The 17,083-nt window shown below is 71.1% G+C and carries 14 protein-coding genes and 1 pseudogene; 10 read left to right on the top strand and 5 right to left on the bottom strand.

The window, feature by feature from the left end; genetic code table 11:
- Positions 1 to 911: 911 nt before the first annotated feature.
- From U9R90_RS06120 to U9R90_RS06110, 3 genes are all read left to right on the top strand, one after another.
- Entirely contained in the window at positions 912 to 2,210 is a 1,299-nt protein-coding gene (locus U9R90_RS06120) for an alpha/beta fold hydrolase (protein ID WP_411055354.1), read from the top strand.
- A 68-nt stretch (positions 2,211 to 2,278) separates the two neighbouring features.
- On the top strand, positions 2,279 to 2,911 hold the full coding sequence (locus tag U9R90_RS06115; RefSeq protein WP_411055353.1) for an MBL fold metallo-hydrolase: 633 nt from the start codon (positions 2,279 to 2,281) through the stop codon (positions 2,909 to 2,911).
- Positions 2,912 to 3,016: 105 nt separating this feature from the next.
- Positions 3,017 to 3,796 carry an exodeoxyribonuclease III gene (locus tag U9R90_RS06110; protein ID WP_411055352.1) on the top strand — a complete coding sequence of 260 codons (780 nt, stop codon included), beginning with the start codon at positions 3,017 to 3,019 and terminating at the stop codon, positions 3,794 to 3,796.
- A 109-nt stretch (positions 3,797 to 3,905) separates the two neighbouring features.
- Here U9R90_RS06110 and U9R90_RS06105 read toward each other — a convergent pair whose 3' ends face one another.
- Entirely contained in the window at positions 3,906 to 5,675 is a 1,770-nt protein-coding gene (locus tag U9R90_RS06105; RefSeq protein WP_411055351.1) for an SGNH/GDSL hydrolase family protein, read from the bottom strand.
- A 243-nt stretch (positions 5,676 to 5,918) separates the two neighbouring features.
- Between U9R90_RS06105 and U9R90_RS06100 the strand changes: the two genes are divergently transcribed.
- Positions 5,919 to 6,359, top strand: coding sequence for a DUF6278 family protein (locus tag U9R90_RS06100; protein WP_411055350.1), 441 nt, complete (start codon positions 5,919 to 5,921; stop codon positions 6,357 to 6,359).
- Positions 6,360 to 6,530: 171 nt separating this feature from the next.
- Here U9R90_RS06100 and U9R90_RS06095 read toward each other — a convergent pair whose 3' ends face one another.
- Together U9R90_RS06095 and U9R90_RS06090 are read right to left on the bottom strand one after the other, a co-directional pair.
- Positions 6,531 to 8,141: a CocE/NonD family hydrolase gene (locus tag U9R90_RS06095; RefSeq protein ID WP_411055349.1), complete on the bottom strand. Its 1,611-nt coding sequence runs from the start codon at positions 8,139 to 8,141 to the stop codon at positions 6,531 to 6,533.
- Between the two features lie 115 nt (positions 8,142 to 8,256).
- Positions 8,257 to 9,465, bottom strand: a complete 1,209-nt coding sequence (locus U9R90_RS06090) for a L,D-transpeptidase (protein WP_411055348.1) — start codon at positions 9,463 to 9,465, stop codon at positions 8,257 to 8,259.
- A 222-nt stretch (positions 9,466 to 9,687) separates the two neighbouring features.
- Between U9R90_RS06090 and U9R90_RS06085 the strand changes: the two genes are divergently transcribed.
- Together U9R90_RS06085 and U9R90_RS06080 are read left to right on the top strand one after the other, a co-directional pair.
- The gene (locus tag U9R90_RS06085) at positions 9,688 to 10,509 is read left to right on the top strand and encodes an alpha/beta fold hydrolase (RefSeq protein ID WP_411055347.1); all 822 of its coding nucleotides are present in this window, start codon (positions 9,688 to 9,690) and stop codon (positions 10,507 to 10,509) included.
- Positions 10,506 to 11,798 carry a cytochrome P450 gene (locus U9R90_RS06080; RefSeq protein WP_411055346.1) on the top strand — a complete coding sequence of 431 codons (1,293 nt, stop codon included), beginning with the start codon at positions 10,506 to 10,508 and terminating at the stop codon, positions 11,796 to 11,798. Before U9R90_RS06085 ends, U9R90_RS06080 begins: the two co-directional genes overlap by 4 nt.
- 14 nt (positions 11,799 to 11,812) lie before the next feature.
- Here the strand turns inward: U9R90_RS06080 and U9R90_RS06075 are convergent, their stop codons facing one another.
- Positions 11,813 to 12,568 carry a hypothetical protein gene (locus U9R90_RS06075; RefSeq protein WP_411055345.1) on the bottom strand — a complete coding sequence of 252 codons (756 nt, stop codon included), beginning with the start codon at positions 12,566 to 12,568 and terminating at the stop codon, positions 11,813 to 11,815.
- A gap of 103 nt (positions 12,569 to 12,671) precedes the next feature.
- On the opposite strand from U9R90_RS06075, the gene ggt reads away from it, so the two are divergent.
- Entirely contained in the window at positions 12,672 to 14,486 is a 1,815-nt protein-coding gene (gene ggt / locus U9R90_RS06070) for a gamma-glutamyltransferase (RefSeq protein ID WP_411055344.1), read from the top strand.
- 36 nt (positions 14,487 to 14,522) lie between these two features.
- Positions 14,523 to 15,182: a glycoside hydrolase family 75 protein gene (locus U9R90_RS06065; RefSeq protein ID WP_411055343.1), complete on the top strand. Its 660-nt coding sequence runs from the start codon at positions 14,523 to 14,525 to the stop codon at positions 15,180 to 15,182.
- Between the two features lie 106 nt (positions 15,183 to 15,288).
- Here U9R90_RS06065 and map read toward each other — a convergent pair whose 3' ends face one another.
- Positions 15,289 to 16,056, bottom strand: coding sequence for a type I methionyl aminopeptidase (gene map, locus U9R90_RS06060; protein ID WP_411055342.1), 768 nt, complete (start codon positions 16,054 to 16,056; stop codon positions 15,289 to 15,291).
- Between the two features lie 41 nt (positions 16,057 to 16,097).
- Between map and U9R90_RS06055 the strand changes: the two genes are divergently transcribed.
- Both U9R90_RS06055 and U9R90_RS06050 read left to right on the top strand, forming a co-directional pair.
- Positions 16,098 to 16,349 (top strand): helix-turn-helix domain-containing protein, encoded by a 252-nt coding sequence (locus tag U9R90_RS06055; RefSeq protein WP_411055341.1) that lies wholly within the window; start codon positions 16,098 to 16,100, stop codon positions 16,347 to 16,349.
- A 178-nt stretch (positions 16,350 to 16,527) separates the two neighbouring features.
- Positions 16,528 to 17,083, top strand: a pseudogene (locus tag U9R90_RS06050) (hypothetical protein); the annotation flags it as partial.

The following is a 17,083-nucleotide window of genomic DNA, read 5'->3' as shown; positions in this document are numbered from 1 at the left end:
GACCCATCGGATTTCGATCGGCCGGGCCGGACGCACCACCGTGGCGGTGGGTGGTGCCAGGGAACACCCGGGTCCCCTCCGGGGGGCGGCGCCCTCAGGTGAGGGCGTTGCCGGCCCTTGGCCTCGCCACGCTCGATCGCGCATTGCCAATAGGTGTTCGGCAATGCCGACCGGTGAACGGAAGTTTTGCCCCGGATCAGCGCGACGTCAAGGGTTGTGTCGCTGAAAACCGTACGCAGGCACGACGGCGGCCATCGCCGACGGGCCGGCGGCCTGGCCCCTCCCCCATGGCCTTAAGTAGCTGAGCTGTTCCAGCGGCTGGACCGGGCGGATGAGCTGTTCCGTGGTGCTGTGCGCACACCACAAACCCCTCGATATCGCCGGCCAGAGCCGTGATGGTCTGCCGCTCGGCCGGAGTGAGGATGCGCGGACTGCTGCGGGTGAAGCGGTCGTACTCCTCGCGGAGCCGCTGCTGGACGGCGAGTGCGTCCTCCCGTCCTTCTCCAACTGGCGCACGACCAGGCGGCCGGAAGATCGGCGAGGCCCGGCACGAGGACCGGGGCCGTCATCTGCTTCCGCTGATTGCTCAGCTGACACCTGCGGAACAACAGGCGATCGCCGCGGCCACCCGCCACGACTCGGAGGTGCAGACGCTGCACCTCGGACTGAATCGCGGAAAGCGGCAGGTTGGTCTTCTGAGGGTTTGAGCCCGTGGCGCGCACACGCGTGGAGTAGGCCGCCTGCTCCGCAGACCCCGTCGTCGTCGCCCTGCGGGGTGGTGCTGGGAGACAGGCAATCGGGCCCGAACTGGGAAGCCGTGAGGCGGCCCGGGAGGTCTTCCACCTGGTCGAACAGCTGTAGTCAGGACCCTGCTTATAGGGGCTGTCGTGACAGATGAGAGGGTCGGACGGGTGAGTGAGACGCCAAAGAACACCCTGCAATACCGCTTTGACGGGCCAGAAGACGCTCCGGTCCTGATCCTGGGTCCCTCACTGGGTACCACCTGGCATATGTGGGATCGGCAGATACCCGAACTGTCGCGCAGCTGGCGCGTGTTCCGCTTCGATCTGCCGGGCCACGGCGGCGCCCCCGCCCACTCCACGAACTCCGTCGAGGGACTCGCGGACCGGGTGCTGGCCACCCTCGACTCCCTGGGCGTCGAGCGGTTCGGCTTCGCCGGCTGCGCGCTCGGTGGCGCGATCGGCGCCGACCTCGCGCTGCGTCACCCGCATCGGGTCGCCTCACTGGCGCTGATCGCGACGTCGCCCCGGTTCGGCACGGCCGACGAGTTCCGCCAGCGCGGTGTGGTCGTGCGCGCCAACGGCCTCGACCCGATGGCCCGCGCCGCCCCGGAGCGCTGGTTCACCGCCGGGTTCGCGGCCAACCAGCCTGCGATCACCGAGTGGGCCGTGCAGATGGTGCGCACCACCGATCCCGGCTGCTACATCTCCGCCTGTGAGGCGCTCGCCGCCTTCGACATCCGCGACGAGCTGGGCCGGATCGGCGTTCCCACCCTCGTCCTGGTCGGCTCCGACGACCAGATCACCGGGCCCGCCCAGGCCCGTACCCTGGTCGCCGGAATCCCGGACGCCCGGCTCGCCGTGGTGCCCGGCGCCTCCCACCTCGCGCCGGTCGAACAGCCCGTGGCCGTCACCGATCTGCTCGTACGCCACTTCTCCACCGCCTGGTCCGACGGCCACCCGACACTCGGGGCACCCGCCGCCAGGCCGGTACCCGCCGCGCAGCCCACCGGCACCGGTGAATTCCCCGCGGCCCGCGGTCCGGTGGCGGAGATCGCCCCCCTGGCCGAGCCCGAGCCCACCGGCCGCCCCGACCCGTACGCGACCGGGCTCAAGGTCCGCCGCGAGGTGCTGGGCGACGCGCACGTGGACGGCGCGCTGGTCGCGGCGGACGCCTTCTCCGAGGACTTCGACCAGCTCCTCACCCGCTACGCCTGGGGCGAGGTCTGGGCGCGGCCCGGGCTCGACCGGCGCACCCGCAGCTGTGTCACCCTCACCGCGCTGGCCGCGGGCGGTCACCTCGAGGACCTGGCCGCCCACACCCGCGCCGCCCTGCGCAACGGCCTCACCCCGGACGAGATCAAGGAAGTACTGCTGCAGACCGCTGTCTACTGCGGCGTACCTGCGGCGAACGCGGCGTTCCGGGTCACCCAGGAGGTCATCCGCCAGGAGACCACGCCCCAGGAGTAGCAGGATGGGTCCAGACGGGCCGAGAAGGGCCGAGATGGATAAGGATACGGAGAGGCAGCGGGAACCCCATGGAACTCACGAAGAAGTCTCACGCCTGCGTCCGCCTGGAGAAGGACGGCCGCACCCTGGTCATCGACCCCGGCGCCTTCAGCGAGCAGGACTCCGCGATCGGCGCCGACGCGATCCTGGTCACCCACGAGCACCCGGACCACTTCGCCGAGGACCGGCTGCGGGCCGGTCTGGAGGCCAATCCGGCCGCCGAGATCTGGACGCTGCGTTCCGTCGCGGAGCAGATCTCGGCGGCGTTCCCCGGCCGGGTGCACACAGTCGGCCACGGCGACACCTTCACGGCCGCCGGATTCGACGTCCAGGTGCACGGCGAGCTGCACGCGGTGATCCACCCGGAGCTGCCGCGGATCACCAACGTCGGCTTCCTGATCGACGGTTCGGTCTTCCATCCCGGCGACGCCCTCACCGTCCCCGACCACCCGGTCGACACCCTGCTCGTCCCGGTGATGGCGCCCTGGAACAAGGTCTCCGAGGTCATCGAGTACGTCCGCGAGGTCAAGCCGCAGCGCGCCATCGACATCCACGACGCGCTCCTGACCGACCTCGCCCGCCCCATCTACGACACCCACATCGGCAACCTCGGCGGCGCCGACCACACCCGGCTGGCGTCAGGAGACGCCACCCGTGTCTAGTCGCCGCAGAGGTGCGCACCAGACCACCGCCTCCCAGGCCTGATCCGCCGGACAGCCCCGAGACACAGCTGCCCGTTGTCAGACCCGCCCGGTAGGTTGTGAGACATGCGCATCGCCACCTGGAACGTCAACTCGATCACCTCCCGACTGCCTCGCGTGCTGGCCTGGCTGGAGAACACCGGCACGGACGTGCTGTGCATCCAGGAGACCAAGTGCGCCGCCGAGCAGTTCCCGGCCGACGAGCTGCGCGAGCTCGGCTACGAGTCGGCTGTCAACGCCACCGGCCGGTGGAACGGCGTGGCACTGGTCTCCAAGGTCGGACTGGAGGACGTGGTCAAGGGTCTGCCCGGCGACCCTGGCTATGAGGGCGACGTGGAGCCCCGCGCCATCTCGGCCACCTGCGGCGGCGTCCGGGTCTGGTCGGTCTACGTACCCAACGGCCGCGAGCCGGACCACGCCCACTACGCCTACAAGCTCCAGTGGTTCGAGGCCCTGCGGGCGGCCGTGACCGAGGACGCGACGGGCTCCCGGCCCTTCGCGGTGCTCGGCGACTTCAACGTGGCGCCCACGGACGCCGACGTCTGGGACATCAGCCTGTTCGCCGACTCCACCCATGTCACCCCGGCCGAGCGCGCCGCCCTCGCCGCCCTGCGCGAGGAGGGCCTCGCCGAGGTGATGCCGCGCGCCCTCAAGTACGACGTCCCGTTCACCTTCTGGGACTACCGCAACCTCGGCTTCCCCAAGAACCGCGGTATGCGCATCGACCTGGTCTACGGAAACACCCCCTTCACCAAGTCGGTGCAGGACGCGTACGTGGACCGCGAGGAGCGCAAGGGCAAGGGCGCGTCGGACCACGCCCCCGTGGTGGTGGACCTGGAGGTCTGACCCGGCCTGTGGCGACGAGCCGGGCGGATCAGACCTGTGCCGGTCTGGTCCGCCCCTCGAACAGTCCTGTGCCGGTCTGGTCCGCCCCCTGCCCTCCCCGCTCAGCCGGTCAGTCCGCCCGCAGCAGCCGCAGGTCCACCGACTCCGCAAGCGCCGCCAAGCCCGCGTCCCCAGGGTGCAGGTGGTCGCCGCTGTCGTACGCGGGCAGCATGCGGGCGGGCCGCGCCGGGTCACGCAGCACCGCGTCGAAGTCGAGCACGGCGTCGAACGCGTCGGTGCCGCGCAGATACGCGTTCACCGCCGTGCGCTCCGCGTCCACCGCCGCCGTGCACCGTGTCTCGCCCTCGCAGGGCACGATGGTCGCCCCGACCACCCGCAGCCCGCGGGCGTGCGCCCGGTCCGCGATCTCCCGCAGTCCGGCGATCACCTGCTCCGCCGTGGCGCCCCAGCGCACGTCGTTGACGCCTTCGAAGACCACGACGGTACGCGCCGAGGTCTGCGCCAGCACATCGCGCTCCAGCCGGTGCACGGCACTGACCCCGCCGGTGGACCGGGACACCCCGTCGCCCGGATAGACGTCACTGACCACCCGGTTCGCGGAGATCCCGTGGTTGACGACCCCGTAGTGCGGGACCTCTCCCTGCGCAAGGAGCCGCCGCGCCAGCACATTGGGCCAGCGCCGGTTGGCGCCCTGCGTCGACTTCACCCCGTCGGTGATCGAATCGCCCAGCGTCACCACCGACCCGGGCCCGCCCCCCACATCGACTCCGGTCAGAAACGGCCAGGTGGAGAGGGTCGAGGTGTACGCGTCGGGCGAGCCGTCCGCCGTGTGGTCACCGGGTTCGCTGAGGTACGAGTGCTGGATCGCCCGATGGTGAACGGGGGCCGCAGCCACGGTGCCCGGCAGGTGGAAACTCACCAGCAGATCGCTGTCCGGGGGCACGTCGAAGCCCAGCGGATCGCTGAACACCTGGGCCCCGGCCGGGATGTCCGTACCCGATCGGCCCCCGAAGGACAGCGGTGCAGGGCGTTGCCGCGCGCCCGCCCCGGCCGACCGCACCGCGACCGTCGCGCTCCCGATCCGGGCCGGGGAGCCGGCGAAGGTGTTGTCCAGACGGACGCGGACCCGGGGGCCGCCGACCGACGTACGCACCACCAGGCGCAGCGTCCGGTCGGTCCACGGCCCGACCGCGGCGTATCCGGAGGTGGACGCCGACCAGGTTCCGGCCCAGTTGCGCGCCGACTCCCGTACGGAGAGAGCGAACACATGGAGATCGGCCCCGGCCGGGTCCCGCGGCAGCTCGACCGAGGCCACCGCACGCCCCGCGGTGAGCGGTACCGACACCACGTACAGCCGTGCCCGCTCGGCGCGTTGGCCGCCGGGGGTGTTGATGTGGGGCAGGGCCACGGCCTTGGTGGCGAGCGGGCCCGAGCGCCAGTCGGGCGCCGTGAGCCGGTAGCCGCTGACCGACCCGTCGCGGTAGCGCACCGTCCCCGCACCACTCGCCGTGCCACCGGTCCCGGCGACCAGGAAGGACAAGGCGGTGCCCCGCCCGCCCAGGCGCACCAGCTGGCCGTCGGACCGTACGTTGTCGGGCTCACCCGGTGCCCGGTCGGGCAGCCTCAGCCGGGTCGCGTCGACGGACAGCGCACGCCCCGGATACCAGCCCGCGGCGCGCAGGTCCTGCGCGGACAGCGAGGCGCCTGACCCGTCGAAGTCGGCCGCCCGCGGTCGGGCGTCGTCGCTCACCGCGCGGTTGTCGAACAGCCGGGACAGGGGAAGTGCGTGCTGTCCCGTGACGGTTTTGGCCACCGCGGGCGGTGCGCCCCCCGCCAGCAGCGCGAGCACGATGATCGCGCCCCAGATACCTCGTCGCACGCTTGGCTCCTCCCGGTGACCGTGACCGTGACCGTGACCGTGACCGTGAATGTGATCGTGATCGCTGTGACAACAGGCGCGCCATGAAGCTAGAGCGATCACAGCACAAGATCAACGAACGCGGGCATAACTCAGGGCTATCTGCTGCTAATCGGTACTAACGTGGTTCCATGGTCAGCAGGTGGCCAGACCGCAGCCGCCCGACGACGATTCCGGCAACAACGCCACCGTGCGAGGTCGATCATGCATATCCCGTTCCTGGACAGGTGGCGCAAGCGGCAGGTCGCGGACCGGGACGAGAGCCTCGCGCAGGCGTTCGCGGAGGAACCCGAAGCGGTCGCCGAGCTGCTCTCCGAGTGCGAGCTGCTGCGCTCCCAGGCCGCGGGCGCGGGCCTGGAACTCGACGACAGCCCCGCCTCGTTGGAGGCCCTGGACCAGCTGCCGCCGCGCTGGCGCGACGATCCGGAGCTGCTGCCCTGGATCGGTAACGACGCGGGGCTCTATCTCGGCACGGTCGTGGTGCGCACCGTCCCCGGGGCCGCCTGGCACGTATGGCCCGGTGGCCACCCGGTGGTCAGGCTCGCCTCTGGGCGGGAGATCCATGTGGTGGAGGCCGGCCTCGACTGGGCGATGACCGGTGCCCCCGAGCTCTCCCACGTCTATGCGGAGGCCTCCGAGGGCTGAGCGGCCCCCGCTGAGCGCGGCCGGGCAGGACCTCAAATACGGTTAATGGTCAATTGATGCGTGTCGCCTGTTAAGTCCCATATGTCTACGGGACGCTGCTGCCGGGCGCGCAGTAGCTCAGGGGGCAGGCCCGCCCGGCAGCAGCCGGTGATCACTTCTCGCGCGCGGGGGTCACTCCTCGCGCAGCGGCACCGACACGTACGACGGGTCGGCCGCGGGTGAGGAGAAGGTCAGCTGTGCGCCGGTCGGGTTGTGCTCGATATACAGCGGGTCGACCGTGTCGATCACCAGCGCCAGACGGTGTCCCGCCGGGACGTCGTAGGCCGTGGAGAACAACTCCAGGTCCACACCGAACGGCTGGCCGGGTGTCTGGCCGTGGAAGGTGTACGGCGCGTTGCTGACCAGCTTGCCGAGGCCGAGCGGGCCCACGTCGTAGAGATAGGCGACGAGGGTGCCGCTCGCCTTGGTGCTGGTGACCGTGGTGTGCAGCTTCGTCGTCCCGCGCACCCGCTGGGCGCTGGAGTACCGCTCGGACTGCCAGACGGCCGCGAAGCTGCGCGGCAGCAGCGGGACGTACGCCATCGGGGGCAGCTTCAGGAACTGGTCCAGGGCGTTGGAGAGGATGGTCACTCCGCCGTTGGCACCCGAGTCGACGTTCGCCCAGATCTTCCGCGTGGAGCCGAGCTCGATCTTCCTGGCGTCGGCGCCGACCGACTTCCAGTCCGGGTAGCCCTCGTAGCCGCCCGTGGAGCGGGACTTGAGCTGGACCGGCTGCTCGCGGTCGATGCCGTTGTCCTCGCCCTTGAGGTGGTGGTCGAACCAGCGCTGGGAGTTGGTCCATACGTCGTTGGGCAGGCCGAGCAGTCCGGTCGCCTCGGCGGTGGCGTGGTCACCGGGGCGGAACTCCAGCCGCTTGGGGCCCTTGAGCTTCTCGTAGAACGACGCGTACTGGTTGGGCGGGAAGATGGTGTCGCCCCAGGCGTTGCCCAGCATCACCGCGGTCCCGTTGCGGTTGATCGAGTCGAGGTAGGTCGTGGGGGAGCGCTTGGCACCCCAGTCGATCATGTCCTGTTCCTTGTCCAGGTTGGAGCTCAGGAAGTCCTTCATGATCTGCTGGAGTTCGGCGCTCGGGCGGCCGGTGAGGAAGCCGGCCCCGGTGAGCAGGCCCGCGGCCTGGACGTGCTGGGTGCGGCCGCTGTAGATCGAGTCGACCAGGTCGGCCCAGCCGCTCATCGCGACCACCGCCTTGATCCGCTTGTCGTGCGCGGCGGCCAGCAGGCCGATGCCCGCGCCGTACGACACGCCTGCCATGCCGACCTTGTCCGGGTCGGCCGGGGTGTTGGCCAGTGCCCAGTCGATGACCTTGGAGGCGTCGGCGATGTCGGGCGGGCCCGCGACCTCGATCTCGCCGCCGGACTGCCAGAAGCCGCGGGAGTTGTAGCTGACCACCACATAGCCCTGGTCGGCCAGCTTCTTGGCCTGGGCGATGTATTCGATCTGCGGCATCGCCCAGCTGGTGGGCAGGACGATCACCGGATGTCTGTCGCCCGCCTGCGCGCCCCCTGGAGTGAAGACGTTGGCCTTCAGGACGGTGCCGCCGTCGCCGGTGATGTCGACGAAGCGCACATCCGCCGCGGCCACCGCCCCGGTGGGCTGAGCTGCGGGTCGAGCGGCCGGGGTGGCGAGCGCGGTGGGGGCGAGGCTGAGGGCGGTCCCGGCAGCCAGAGCCGCCGAGACGGTGCCGATGGTGGTGGTACGCAGAGCCTTGCGCGGGTGAGCCACGGGTCACTCCTCGCTCATGAGGTGAAAGTGACCCGACGGTAACCTCGGCGCCTTACTGGGGGTAACCCATCGGTAAGTTACGTACGGGTAAAGAAAACTGGGATCGGTTGCGGACTCAGCGCAGGGCGCTCTTGGCCTGCCACTGGTCGTAGCTGAGGTTCCACGCGCCGTAGCCGTTGCCCGGAGCCGGATCGCCCTTGTCCCCGCTGCCCTCGACCGTGAACGGGTCGCCCACCTGCACCTGCTCGTACACCCACTTGGCGTCCGCGTCGCTCATGCCGACACAGCCCGAGCTGCGGTTGGCGCTGCCGAAGTACGCGGCGTTCCAGGGCGCGGCGTGCGCGTACATCCCGGACCAGGTCAGCCGCATCGAGTAGTCGACCATCTTGTCGTAGGCGTCACCGAGGCCGACCGTCTCGGAGTTCATCCTGATGGTGCCCTCCTTGGCCATCAGGACGGAGGTGCCACCCCAGGAGGCCTTCTGGCCGCCGGGTGTGCCCGCCGACATCGGGACCGTCTTGACCTCCTGGCCGTCCCGCAGCAGCGTCAGCCGCTTGGTGTCCAGGTTGACCTTGGCCCGCTGGTCCTTGCCGATGGTGAAGTGGGTCTCGTAGTCGCGGACGAAGAAGCCGCCGCCGTCACCCGAGTTCACGCCGTTGAGGTCCGCGTTGAGCTTCACCTCGGTGCCGGACTTCCAGTACTCCTTGGGCCGCCAGTCGACCCGGTCCTTGCCGGAGTAGTCCTCGATCCAGCCCCAGGAGCCCTCGGTGTTGTTCGAGGTGGTGACCTTGAGCTGCTTCTCCACGGCGGCCTTGTCCTTCACCGGGTTGTCGAAGACGATCGACAGCGGCTGGGCGACACCGACCGTGGTGGCCTTGCCGGGGGCCAGCGTCAGCTTGTTGACCTGGCCCGCCTTCTCGGTGGTGAACGACGCCTTCGCGGTGCGGCTCTTGTCGTCCTTCGCCGTGACCGTGTACGTGGTGCCCGGGGACGCCGCGCGCTCGGAGGTCCAGGACGTGCCGTCGGCGGATATCTTGCCGGACAGCTTCCCGCCGTCGGTGTCCGAGACCGAGACGTCCGCGAGCCTGCCCTCGGCCAGCGTCACCTTCACCGGCTCACCGGCCTTCGCCTGCTCGCCCTTGAGGTTCACGGAGATCTTCGCGTCCTTCTTCTCACCCGCCAGCTCGGCACCGGCCTTTCCGGAGCCGGAGCCGGAGTCGGAGCCACCGCAGGCGGTGAGCGCGAGAGCCAGCAGCGCCGTACCCGCGATCGCGGCGGTGCGGCCCTGGTGGCGGGGCGGGGTGTGGCGGCGTATGCGGCTCAACTGGAGACCTCCGTTGCGAACTCTGTCCACACGGGATGAGGGCAAAGAGGTCCCCTAGGTTGCATAAAGTACGGAAAATCTCCCTCATCCGTGGATGAGGTGGACGGCGGGCGGGCGGATGGGCCGCCCGCGGGTGCGCCAGCCGAGCGCTATGCGCCCTTGTCGGGCAGGGGAGTTCGGGCCACCGTGGTGATCCCACACCTCTCTCGGGACGGAGACACCGTGGCACCCTTCCTGCTGCCCCACACCCTGCTCGGCGACGGACCCCACCGGGTCTTCGCCGTACACGGCTGGCTCGCCGACCGCAGCGCCTTCGCCGCCGTGCTGCCCGACCTGGACCTGGAGTCGTTCACGTACGCGGTCGTCGACCTGCGCGGCTACGGCGAGGCCAAGGATGTCCCCGGCGCCCACACCACCACCGAGGGTGCAGCCGACCTGCTCGCGCTCGCCGACCACCTCGGCTGGGACCGCTTCTCGGTCATCGGGCACTCCATGGGCGGCGCCGTCGCCCAGCGGGTCGTGGCCGCCGCGCCCCACAGAGTGCGGCGCCTGGTCGGTGTCTCGCCCGTCCCGGCCTCCGGGCTCGCGATGCCGCCCGAGCAGTGGGAGGTGTTCACCTCGGCGGCCGACCGCCCCGAGTACCGCCGAGCCATCTTCGACTCGACCACGGGCGGCAACCGCCCCGCCGCCTGGCTGGACCGTATGGTGCGCCGGTCGCTCGACACCAGCGACCCCAAGGCCTTCCGCACCTGGCTGGACTCCTGGGCGGGCGACGACTTTCACGCCGAGCTCGAAGGTTGCCGGGTTCCGGCACTCGCCGTGGCCGGGGCGTTCGACCCGGCGCTCAGCGCGGACCTGATGCGGCAGACCTGGATGCGCTGGTTCGTCCACGGTGAGTTGGTGGAACTCGCGAGCGCGGGACACTACGAGATGGACGAGACCCCGCTGGAGCTGATCCGTACGGTCGAGGACTTCCTCCGCGCGGACGACAGCGTGGATGTGGAGGGGGACGCGGACGGCGGCGAGGGCGCCACCACCGCATGAGCGACGTACCGGACATCTTCGACCCACGGATCTACGCGGCCGGGATTCCGCACCAGGCCTACCGGGAACTGCGCGAGCGGCACCCGGTGTCCTGGCAGGAGGAGTACGAGGTGCTGGGCTGGCCCGCGGGCCCCGGCTTCTGGGCCATCGCCCGCCACGAGGACGTCGTACGGGTGCTGAAGGACCCCGGCACCTTCTCGTCGCACCTGGGCGCCACCCAGATCCGCGACCCGGCCGCTGCCGACCTGCCGTTCATCCGCCGCATGATGCTCAACCAGGACCCTTCCCCCAGCTCTCAACGTCGTTCGAGCAAGGGCGCCCCCACCGACCACGGCAGACTGCGCCGCCTGGTCAGCCGCGCCTTCACGCCCGGGCGGATCGACCGCTTCGAGGCGCGGGCACGCGCGCGTGCCCGCGAGCTGCTCGGCGCGGCCCGCGCACACGGCGGCACCGTCGACCTGGTCGCCACGGTCACCGACGACTACGCCCTGCTCAACCTCGCCGACCTGCTCGGCGTGCCGCGAAGCGACCGGGCGCTGCTGCTGCGGTGGACCGAGCGGGTCATCGGCTACCAGGACCCGGACGAGGCCGAGGCGCTCGTACGCGGCCCGGACGGGCAGCCGGTCAACCCGCGCTCGCCCGAGATGCTCAGCGAGATGTTCGCCTACGCGCGCGGGCTCGCGGCCTACAAGCGGCGCCACCCCAGCGACGACGTGATGACCGCACTCGCCCACGCCACCGACGGCGACACCCGGCTGACCACCGAAGAGCTGGAGATGTTCTTCTTCCTGCTCACCGTGGCGGGCAACGACACCGTACGCAGCGCCGCACCCGGTGGCTTCCTGGCACTGGCCGAGCACCCCGCCGAGCAGCGCAGGCTCCGCGACGGCCAGGTGCCCTGGGCCAACGCCGTGGACGAACTCCTGCGCTGGCACCCGCCCGTACTCACCTTCCGGCGCACCGCCGCCCGCGACACCGAGCTGGCCGGGCAGCGGATCAGAGCGGGCGACAAGGTCGTGGTGCTGCACGCGTCGGCCAACCACGACGAGCGCGTCTTCACCGACCCCCACCGCCTGGACCTGGGCAGAACCCCGAACCCGCACGTCTCCTTCGGCGACGGCCCGCATGTCTGCCTCGGGGCGCACTTCGCCCGGCTGCAACTGCGGGTGCTGTACGAGGAGGCGCTACGGCTGCTGCCGGGCCTGGCACCGGCGGGGCCGCCGCGCCGCCTGGTCTCCAACTTCATCAACGGTGTGAAGGCACTCCCGTTGAGCCTGGAGGCGGGCTGAGGGGCCGGAGTCTGTCAGTTGGCCCGGTGCGAGGTACGCGGCACCACGGCGGGCGCCGGAGCCTGCGCGGCGCGGGTGACATCCGCGACCAGCTCGGCCACATCGGGGCCGTACGCCTGGGAGTTGACGACCTTGAGGAGCAGCACGAAGGAGTTGCCGCCGTGCTTGCGGGCCAGCCGCGCGTGGTGGCGCGCGAGATAGCGGGTCGCCGCCTGGTTGCAGATGGAACGCTGCCCGCAGAAGAGGAAGACGGGTCTGGTCTGGTGCCCCTGGCCGGCCGTGAGCCGCGCCAGCACCACGTACTCGGTGCGGCCCGGCTCCATGCGGTAGCGCTCGCTGCCGATCTGGAAGGCGGCGCGGTCCGGGCCGGGTTCGGGGTCGGCGTTGATGCGTATGCCCGGCAGCAGCGAGTGCAGATGCGCGGCCATCCGGCGGTTGACCGTGGGGCCGCCGACACAGAACTCGGTGCGCTCCCCGAAGCCCTGCTGGGCGATGTCGTGCGAGATGACCTGTGCGTGCGCACCGCAGTCCTTGATCAGCGCGGCGAGTTCAAGGAGCGCGAAGACGTCGTTGCGGGCGACCGCCTGCTCGGGGCCGCCCGCGTCGCGGCTGACGACCAGGAGCGACTCGGCGTTGTCGGGCAGCCCGAAGAAGGCCTGCTTGCGGCGGAGCTTGCGCTTCCACAGATACGTACGGGCGAACCAGCCGAGGGAGGTGGTCACCCCCGCGGCGATCACTCCGAGAACGATGTTGCGCAGGTCTTCATTCATGGGCGCGCATGCTAGTCGCCGCACGTATCGGTGTTCGAGGGGGTCCTGACGTCACGGGCGGCCGAAGTTACGCTGCGCAGACACCCGTTGACCGGAGGTACGGATGCGTCGTCCAGTTGCGCGGAATCTCACGTTGATGGCCACTGTCGCGGCCTTGGTGTCGGTCGGTGCCGCGGCACCCCCTTCGTCCGCTTCGCGGGCGGCGACCACACCGGAGAAGACGCCGGTCGCGGTCGGCTACGGCGGGGCCGTCTCCAGCGTGGACGCGGACGCGTCGGCCGCGGGTATCGAGGTGCTCCGCAAGGGCGGCAACGCGGTGGACGCCGCGGTCGCCACGGCGGCCGCGCTCGGCGTCACCGAGCCGTACTCGGCGGGTATCGGAGGCGGTGGCTACTTCGTCTACTACGACGCGCGATCCGACAAGGTCCACACGGTCGACGGGCGGGAGACCGCGCCGCTGAGCGCGGACGCCGGGCTCTTCCTCGAAGACGGCAAGCCGGTCCCCTTCGGCGAAGCGGTCACCAGCGGGCTGAGTGTGGGCACCCCTGGAACGGCCGCCACCTGGGACGCGGCCCTGGACGCCTGGGGCAGCAGGCCGCTGCGCAAGTTGCTCAAGCCCGCCGAACGGCTGGCGAAGCACGGCTTCGTGGTGGACGAGACCTTCCGCGCGCAGACCGCCGCGAACGAGGAGCGGTTCGCCGACTTCCCCGCCAGCGCCGAGCTGTTCCTGCCGGACGGGCGGCCGCCGGTGGTCGGCTCGGTCCTCAAGAATCCTGATCTGGCGCGTACGTACGCGGAGTTGGGCCGCAAGGGCACCGGCGCCCTGTACCGCGGCAAGCTGGCCGCCGACATCGTACGGACGGTGAACAAGCCGCCCGTCGACCCGGCCGCCGACCGGGTGGTGCGCCCCGGCGACCTGGCGAAGCGGGATCTGGCGCGGTACCGGACGCTGCGGCAGGCACCGACGAAGGTGTCGTACCGGGGCCTGGACGTCTACTCCATGGCGCCCTCGTCGTCGGGCGGCACGACGGTCGGCGAGGCGCTGAACATCCTGGAGAGCGGCAACCTCCCGGCGGGGGAGGAGACCTCGGAGAAGGCGTATGTGCACCGGCTGATCGAGGCGAGCCGGATCGCGTTCGCGGACCGGGGCCGATGGCTCGGCGACCCCGCCTTCGAGGACGTACCGACCCAGGAGCTGCTCTCCCAGGAGTACGCCGACTCGCGCGCGTGCCTCATCCGGGACGACCAGGCGCTGACCAGCCCGCTGGCGCCCGGCGACCCGCGCTCGCCGGAGCCGTGCGCCACCGCGGGCGCGGCGGCCCCGACGACGTACGAGGGGCAGAGCACCACCCACCTCACGACGGCCGACAAGTGGGGCAACGTCGTCTCCTACACCCTGACCATCGAGCAGACGGGCGGCAGCGGCATCACCGTGCCCGGGCGCGGCTTCCTGCTGAACAACGAGCTGACGGACTTCTCCTTCGCGCCCGCGAGCGCCGATGTGCCGGACCCGAACCTGCCGGGTCCCGGCAAGCGGCCGCGGTCCTCGATGGCGCCGACGATCGTGCTTGAGGACGGCGAGGCGGTGCTGGCGGTCGGTACGCCGGGTGGCTCGACCATCATCACCACGGTGCTGCAGACCCTGACCGGTGTCATCGACCGCGGGCTTCCGCTGGTGGACGCGATCGCGGCGCCGCGCGCCAGCCAGCGCAACGGGCGCACCACCAACCTCGAACCCGGGCTCTACGACTCCCCGTTGCGGGCCGAGCTGGAGGCGCTCGGCCACGCCTTCCAGCGGACCTCGGAGATCGGCGCCGCGACGGGTGTGCAGCGGATGGCGGACGGCCGGTGGCTGGCGGCGGCGGAAAAGGTGCGGCGGGGCGGGGGTTCCGCAAGGGTGGTGTACCCGAGCCCCTGATCGTTTCGTCCTGATCGTTCGTCTTGAGGTGTCCCCGTGCGTGCGTTGGTTCCGGCCGCCCTGTCCGCTGCCCTCCTTGTCGCCGCGCTGCCGTTCACGGAGACGGGTGACGCCGAGGTCGGGGCGGCCGCCCTGCTGGCCAAGGTACGGAGCTGTCAGCAGATCTCGCGGGGGCTGTACCGCGCGGACGCCGGGGCGCCCGCCGATATCCCGGTCTGCGGTGTGAAGGGCGCGGTCTTCTTCACGGCCGACCTGGACGTCGACTGCGACGGGCGGCCGAGCCGGGAGTGCGGCGAGCGGACCGACCCGTTGTTCCAGCCGACCACGGCCTTTCAGCAGTCGGACGGGCGGCAGCTGGACGCGGCGCGGCTGCCGTATGTGGTGGTGCCGGGGGCGAGTGAGATCTGGGACCACGCGGAGTCCGGGATCCGGGGTGGCGCGGTGGCCGCCGTCATCCACGAGGACAAGGTCCTGTACGCGGTGGTGGGCGACACCGGGCCCACGGACCTCGTCGGCGAGGCGTCGTACGCCGCGGCGGAGGCGTTGGGCATTGACCCGGACCCGGTGCGGGGCGGCACCGGGTCCGAGGTCACGTACATCCTGTTCGAGAACTCGCGGGCGACGCCGATCGAGAGCCATGAGGCGGCGGTGGCGGAGGGTACGGCGCTGGCGCGGCGGTTGTTGCGCTCAACGTGAGCCCGTCCGGCGATTGAGGACATCCTTTCGCTGTCCGCAGGACTTTCGGGAAGGGGCGGGGTGGGGGATCAGTCTCTGACGCGAGCACCCCACCGGCCGACACCCCTCAGCGCGCCGTCAGCACGCGCGGCCCCCCATCCGTGATCGCCACCGTATGCTCCGCATGCGCCGCCCGGCTGCCGTCCTGCGTGCGCAGCGTCCAGCCATCCCGGTCGGGATAGTAGTCATCCCGCCCGCTCGCGATCAGCATCGGCTCGATCGCGAGCACCATGCCGTGCTTGAGCGGCATCCCCCGCCCAGGACGGCCTTCGTTCGGCACCCCCGGGTCCTCGTGCATCCGGCGCCCGATGCCATGCCCGCCGAACCCTTCCGGGATGCCATAGCCCGCGCCCCGGCACACCGTGCCGATCGCGTGCGCGATGTCGCCGATACGGTTGCCGACCACGGCCGCCGCGATCCCGGCCTCCAGCGCGGAGAACGCGGTCGACACGAGTCGTACGTCCGCCGCGCGCGGCGTCCCGACCGTGAAGCTGACCGCCGCGTCGCCCACCCAGCCGTCCAGCGTGGCGCCGCAGTCCACGCTCACCAGGTCGCCGTCGCGCAGCCGGTAGTCGTCCGGGATGCCGTGCACGATCGCGTCGTTGACGGAGGTGCAGATCACCGCGGGGAAGGGGGTGGGGGCGAAGCTCGGCCGGTAGCCGAGGAAGGGTGAGGAGGCGCCGGCCCGCTTCAGGACGCCCCGGGCGACCTGGTCGAGTTCCCGCAGCGTGACGCCGACATCCGCCGCGTCGCGTGCGGCTCCCAGGGCCTCGCCGACGATCCGGCCCGCCGCGCGCATGGCGTCCAATGACGCATCTGTTTTGAGTTCCACCATGCCAATTACTATACCGGTCGCAGCGGTATTAGAATAACGACATGGTCCGTACCCCCCTCACCCCCGAAGAGCGCCAACGCGGCGAACGGCTCGGCCGGTTGCTCCGCGAGGCGCGTGGCCCGCGCAGCATGGTCGAGGTCGCCGCGAGCGCCGGACTCTCCGCCGAGACCCTCCGCAAGATCGAGACGGGCCGCGCTCCGACGCCCGCCTTCTTCACCGTGGCCGCACTGGCCCAGGCCCTGGGCCTCTCCCTGGACGAGGTGCTGGCGCGCTGCGCGCCCGCGCCCGTCTGATCCTGGGAGACCCTGACTCACCTGGGAGCGCCTGACTCACACGGACAATCTTGGCTGAGCGCGGACAAGGGTCCGTGGGCGAAAGCCGCCCGTAGCCTTCCCGTAACACGGCGGGTGTCGAATGCGTGCCGGGGGGATGTATGGACCGGAGGTCTCCAGTGGGCTAGGGCGGACGGCAATGACAGTGGAACAACTCCCAGCAGCGGTCGGCGAGTTCGCGGCGTACCTCAGGAACCTGCTGGCGCGCCTCGACGAGCGCGGCGGCTGGTGCGGCGTGTTCTGGCAGCGGGACCCGGACGGCATGGCGGCCTGCCTGGACGGCCGCGAGGTGCCGCCCTGGGATGTGGTGGAGGCGCTGCTGCAGGACCTCGCCGCGGACCTGGGGCAGGCCGCCGCCGAACGCGAGGCGCACTGGGCGCGCGAGCTGCACAGGGCATCACTCGCGGCGTACGACTCCCGGCCGGGCGGGTACGAGATGCTCGGCGACCGGCTCGACGTGATGCTCAGAGAGCAGCGGTACGCCGCCGAACGCATCCGGGAACTGGGCGAGTTGCTCCCCACCGCCGCCCCCGAGGACGTCGAACGCCTCCGCCTCGACCTGGCCTGGGCCCGCGACGACCATGAGCGCGCGACAGCACGGTGCGCGGAACTCCGCGCCCGCCGGGCCGAACTGGACCGCCACAGCGCCACCGGCGACCTCTGGACCGCATCCCCGCCCCCGTCCCCGCCCCCGC

The organism is Streptomyces sp. E11-3, assembly GCF_046540415.1.
Taxonomy (GTDB): Bacteria; Actinomycetota; Actinomycetes; order Streptomycetales; family Streptomycetaceae; genus Streptomyces.
Note: the sequence above shows the minus strand (reverse complement) of the source record. Positions and strands in the feature narration are given on the sequence as shown.

What these genes read in the sequence shown, in the direction of transcription:
- ggt (WP_411055344.1), top strand. Translation starts at nt 12,672, where the DNA reads ATGCGTCGTCCAGTTGCGCGGAATCTCACGTTGATGGCCACTGTCGCG.
- U9R90_RS06110 (WP_411055352.1), top strand. Translation starts at nt 3,017, where the DNA reads ATGCGCATCGCCACCTGGAACGTCAACTCGATCACCTCCCGACTGCCT.
- U9R90_RS06075 (WP_411055345.1), bottom strand. Translation starts at nt 12,568, where the DNA reads ATGAATGAAGACCTGCGCAACATCGTTCTCGGAGTGATCGCCGCGGGG.
- U9R90_RS06115 (WP_411055353.1), top strand. Translation starts at nt 2,279, where the DNA reads ATGGAACTCACGAAGAAGTCTCACGCCTGCGTCCGCCTGGAGAAGGAC.
- U9R90_RS06055 (WP_411055341.1), top strand. Translation starts at nt 16,098, where the DNA reads ATGGTCCGTACCCCCCTCACCCCCGAAGAGCGCCAACGCGGCGAACGG.
- map (WP_411055342.1), bottom strand. Translation starts at nt 16,056, where the DNA reads ATGGTGGAACTCAAAACAGATGCGTCATTGGACGCCATGCGCGCGGCG.
- U9R90_RS06080 (WP_411055346.1), top strand. Translation starts at nt 10,506, where the DNA reads ATGAGCGACGTACCGGACATCTTCGACCCACGGATCTACGCGGCCGGG.
- U9R90_RS06100 (WP_411055350.1), top strand. Translation starts at nt 5,919, where the DNA reads ATGCATATCCCGTTCCTGGACAGGTGGCGCAAGCGGCAGGTCGCGGAC.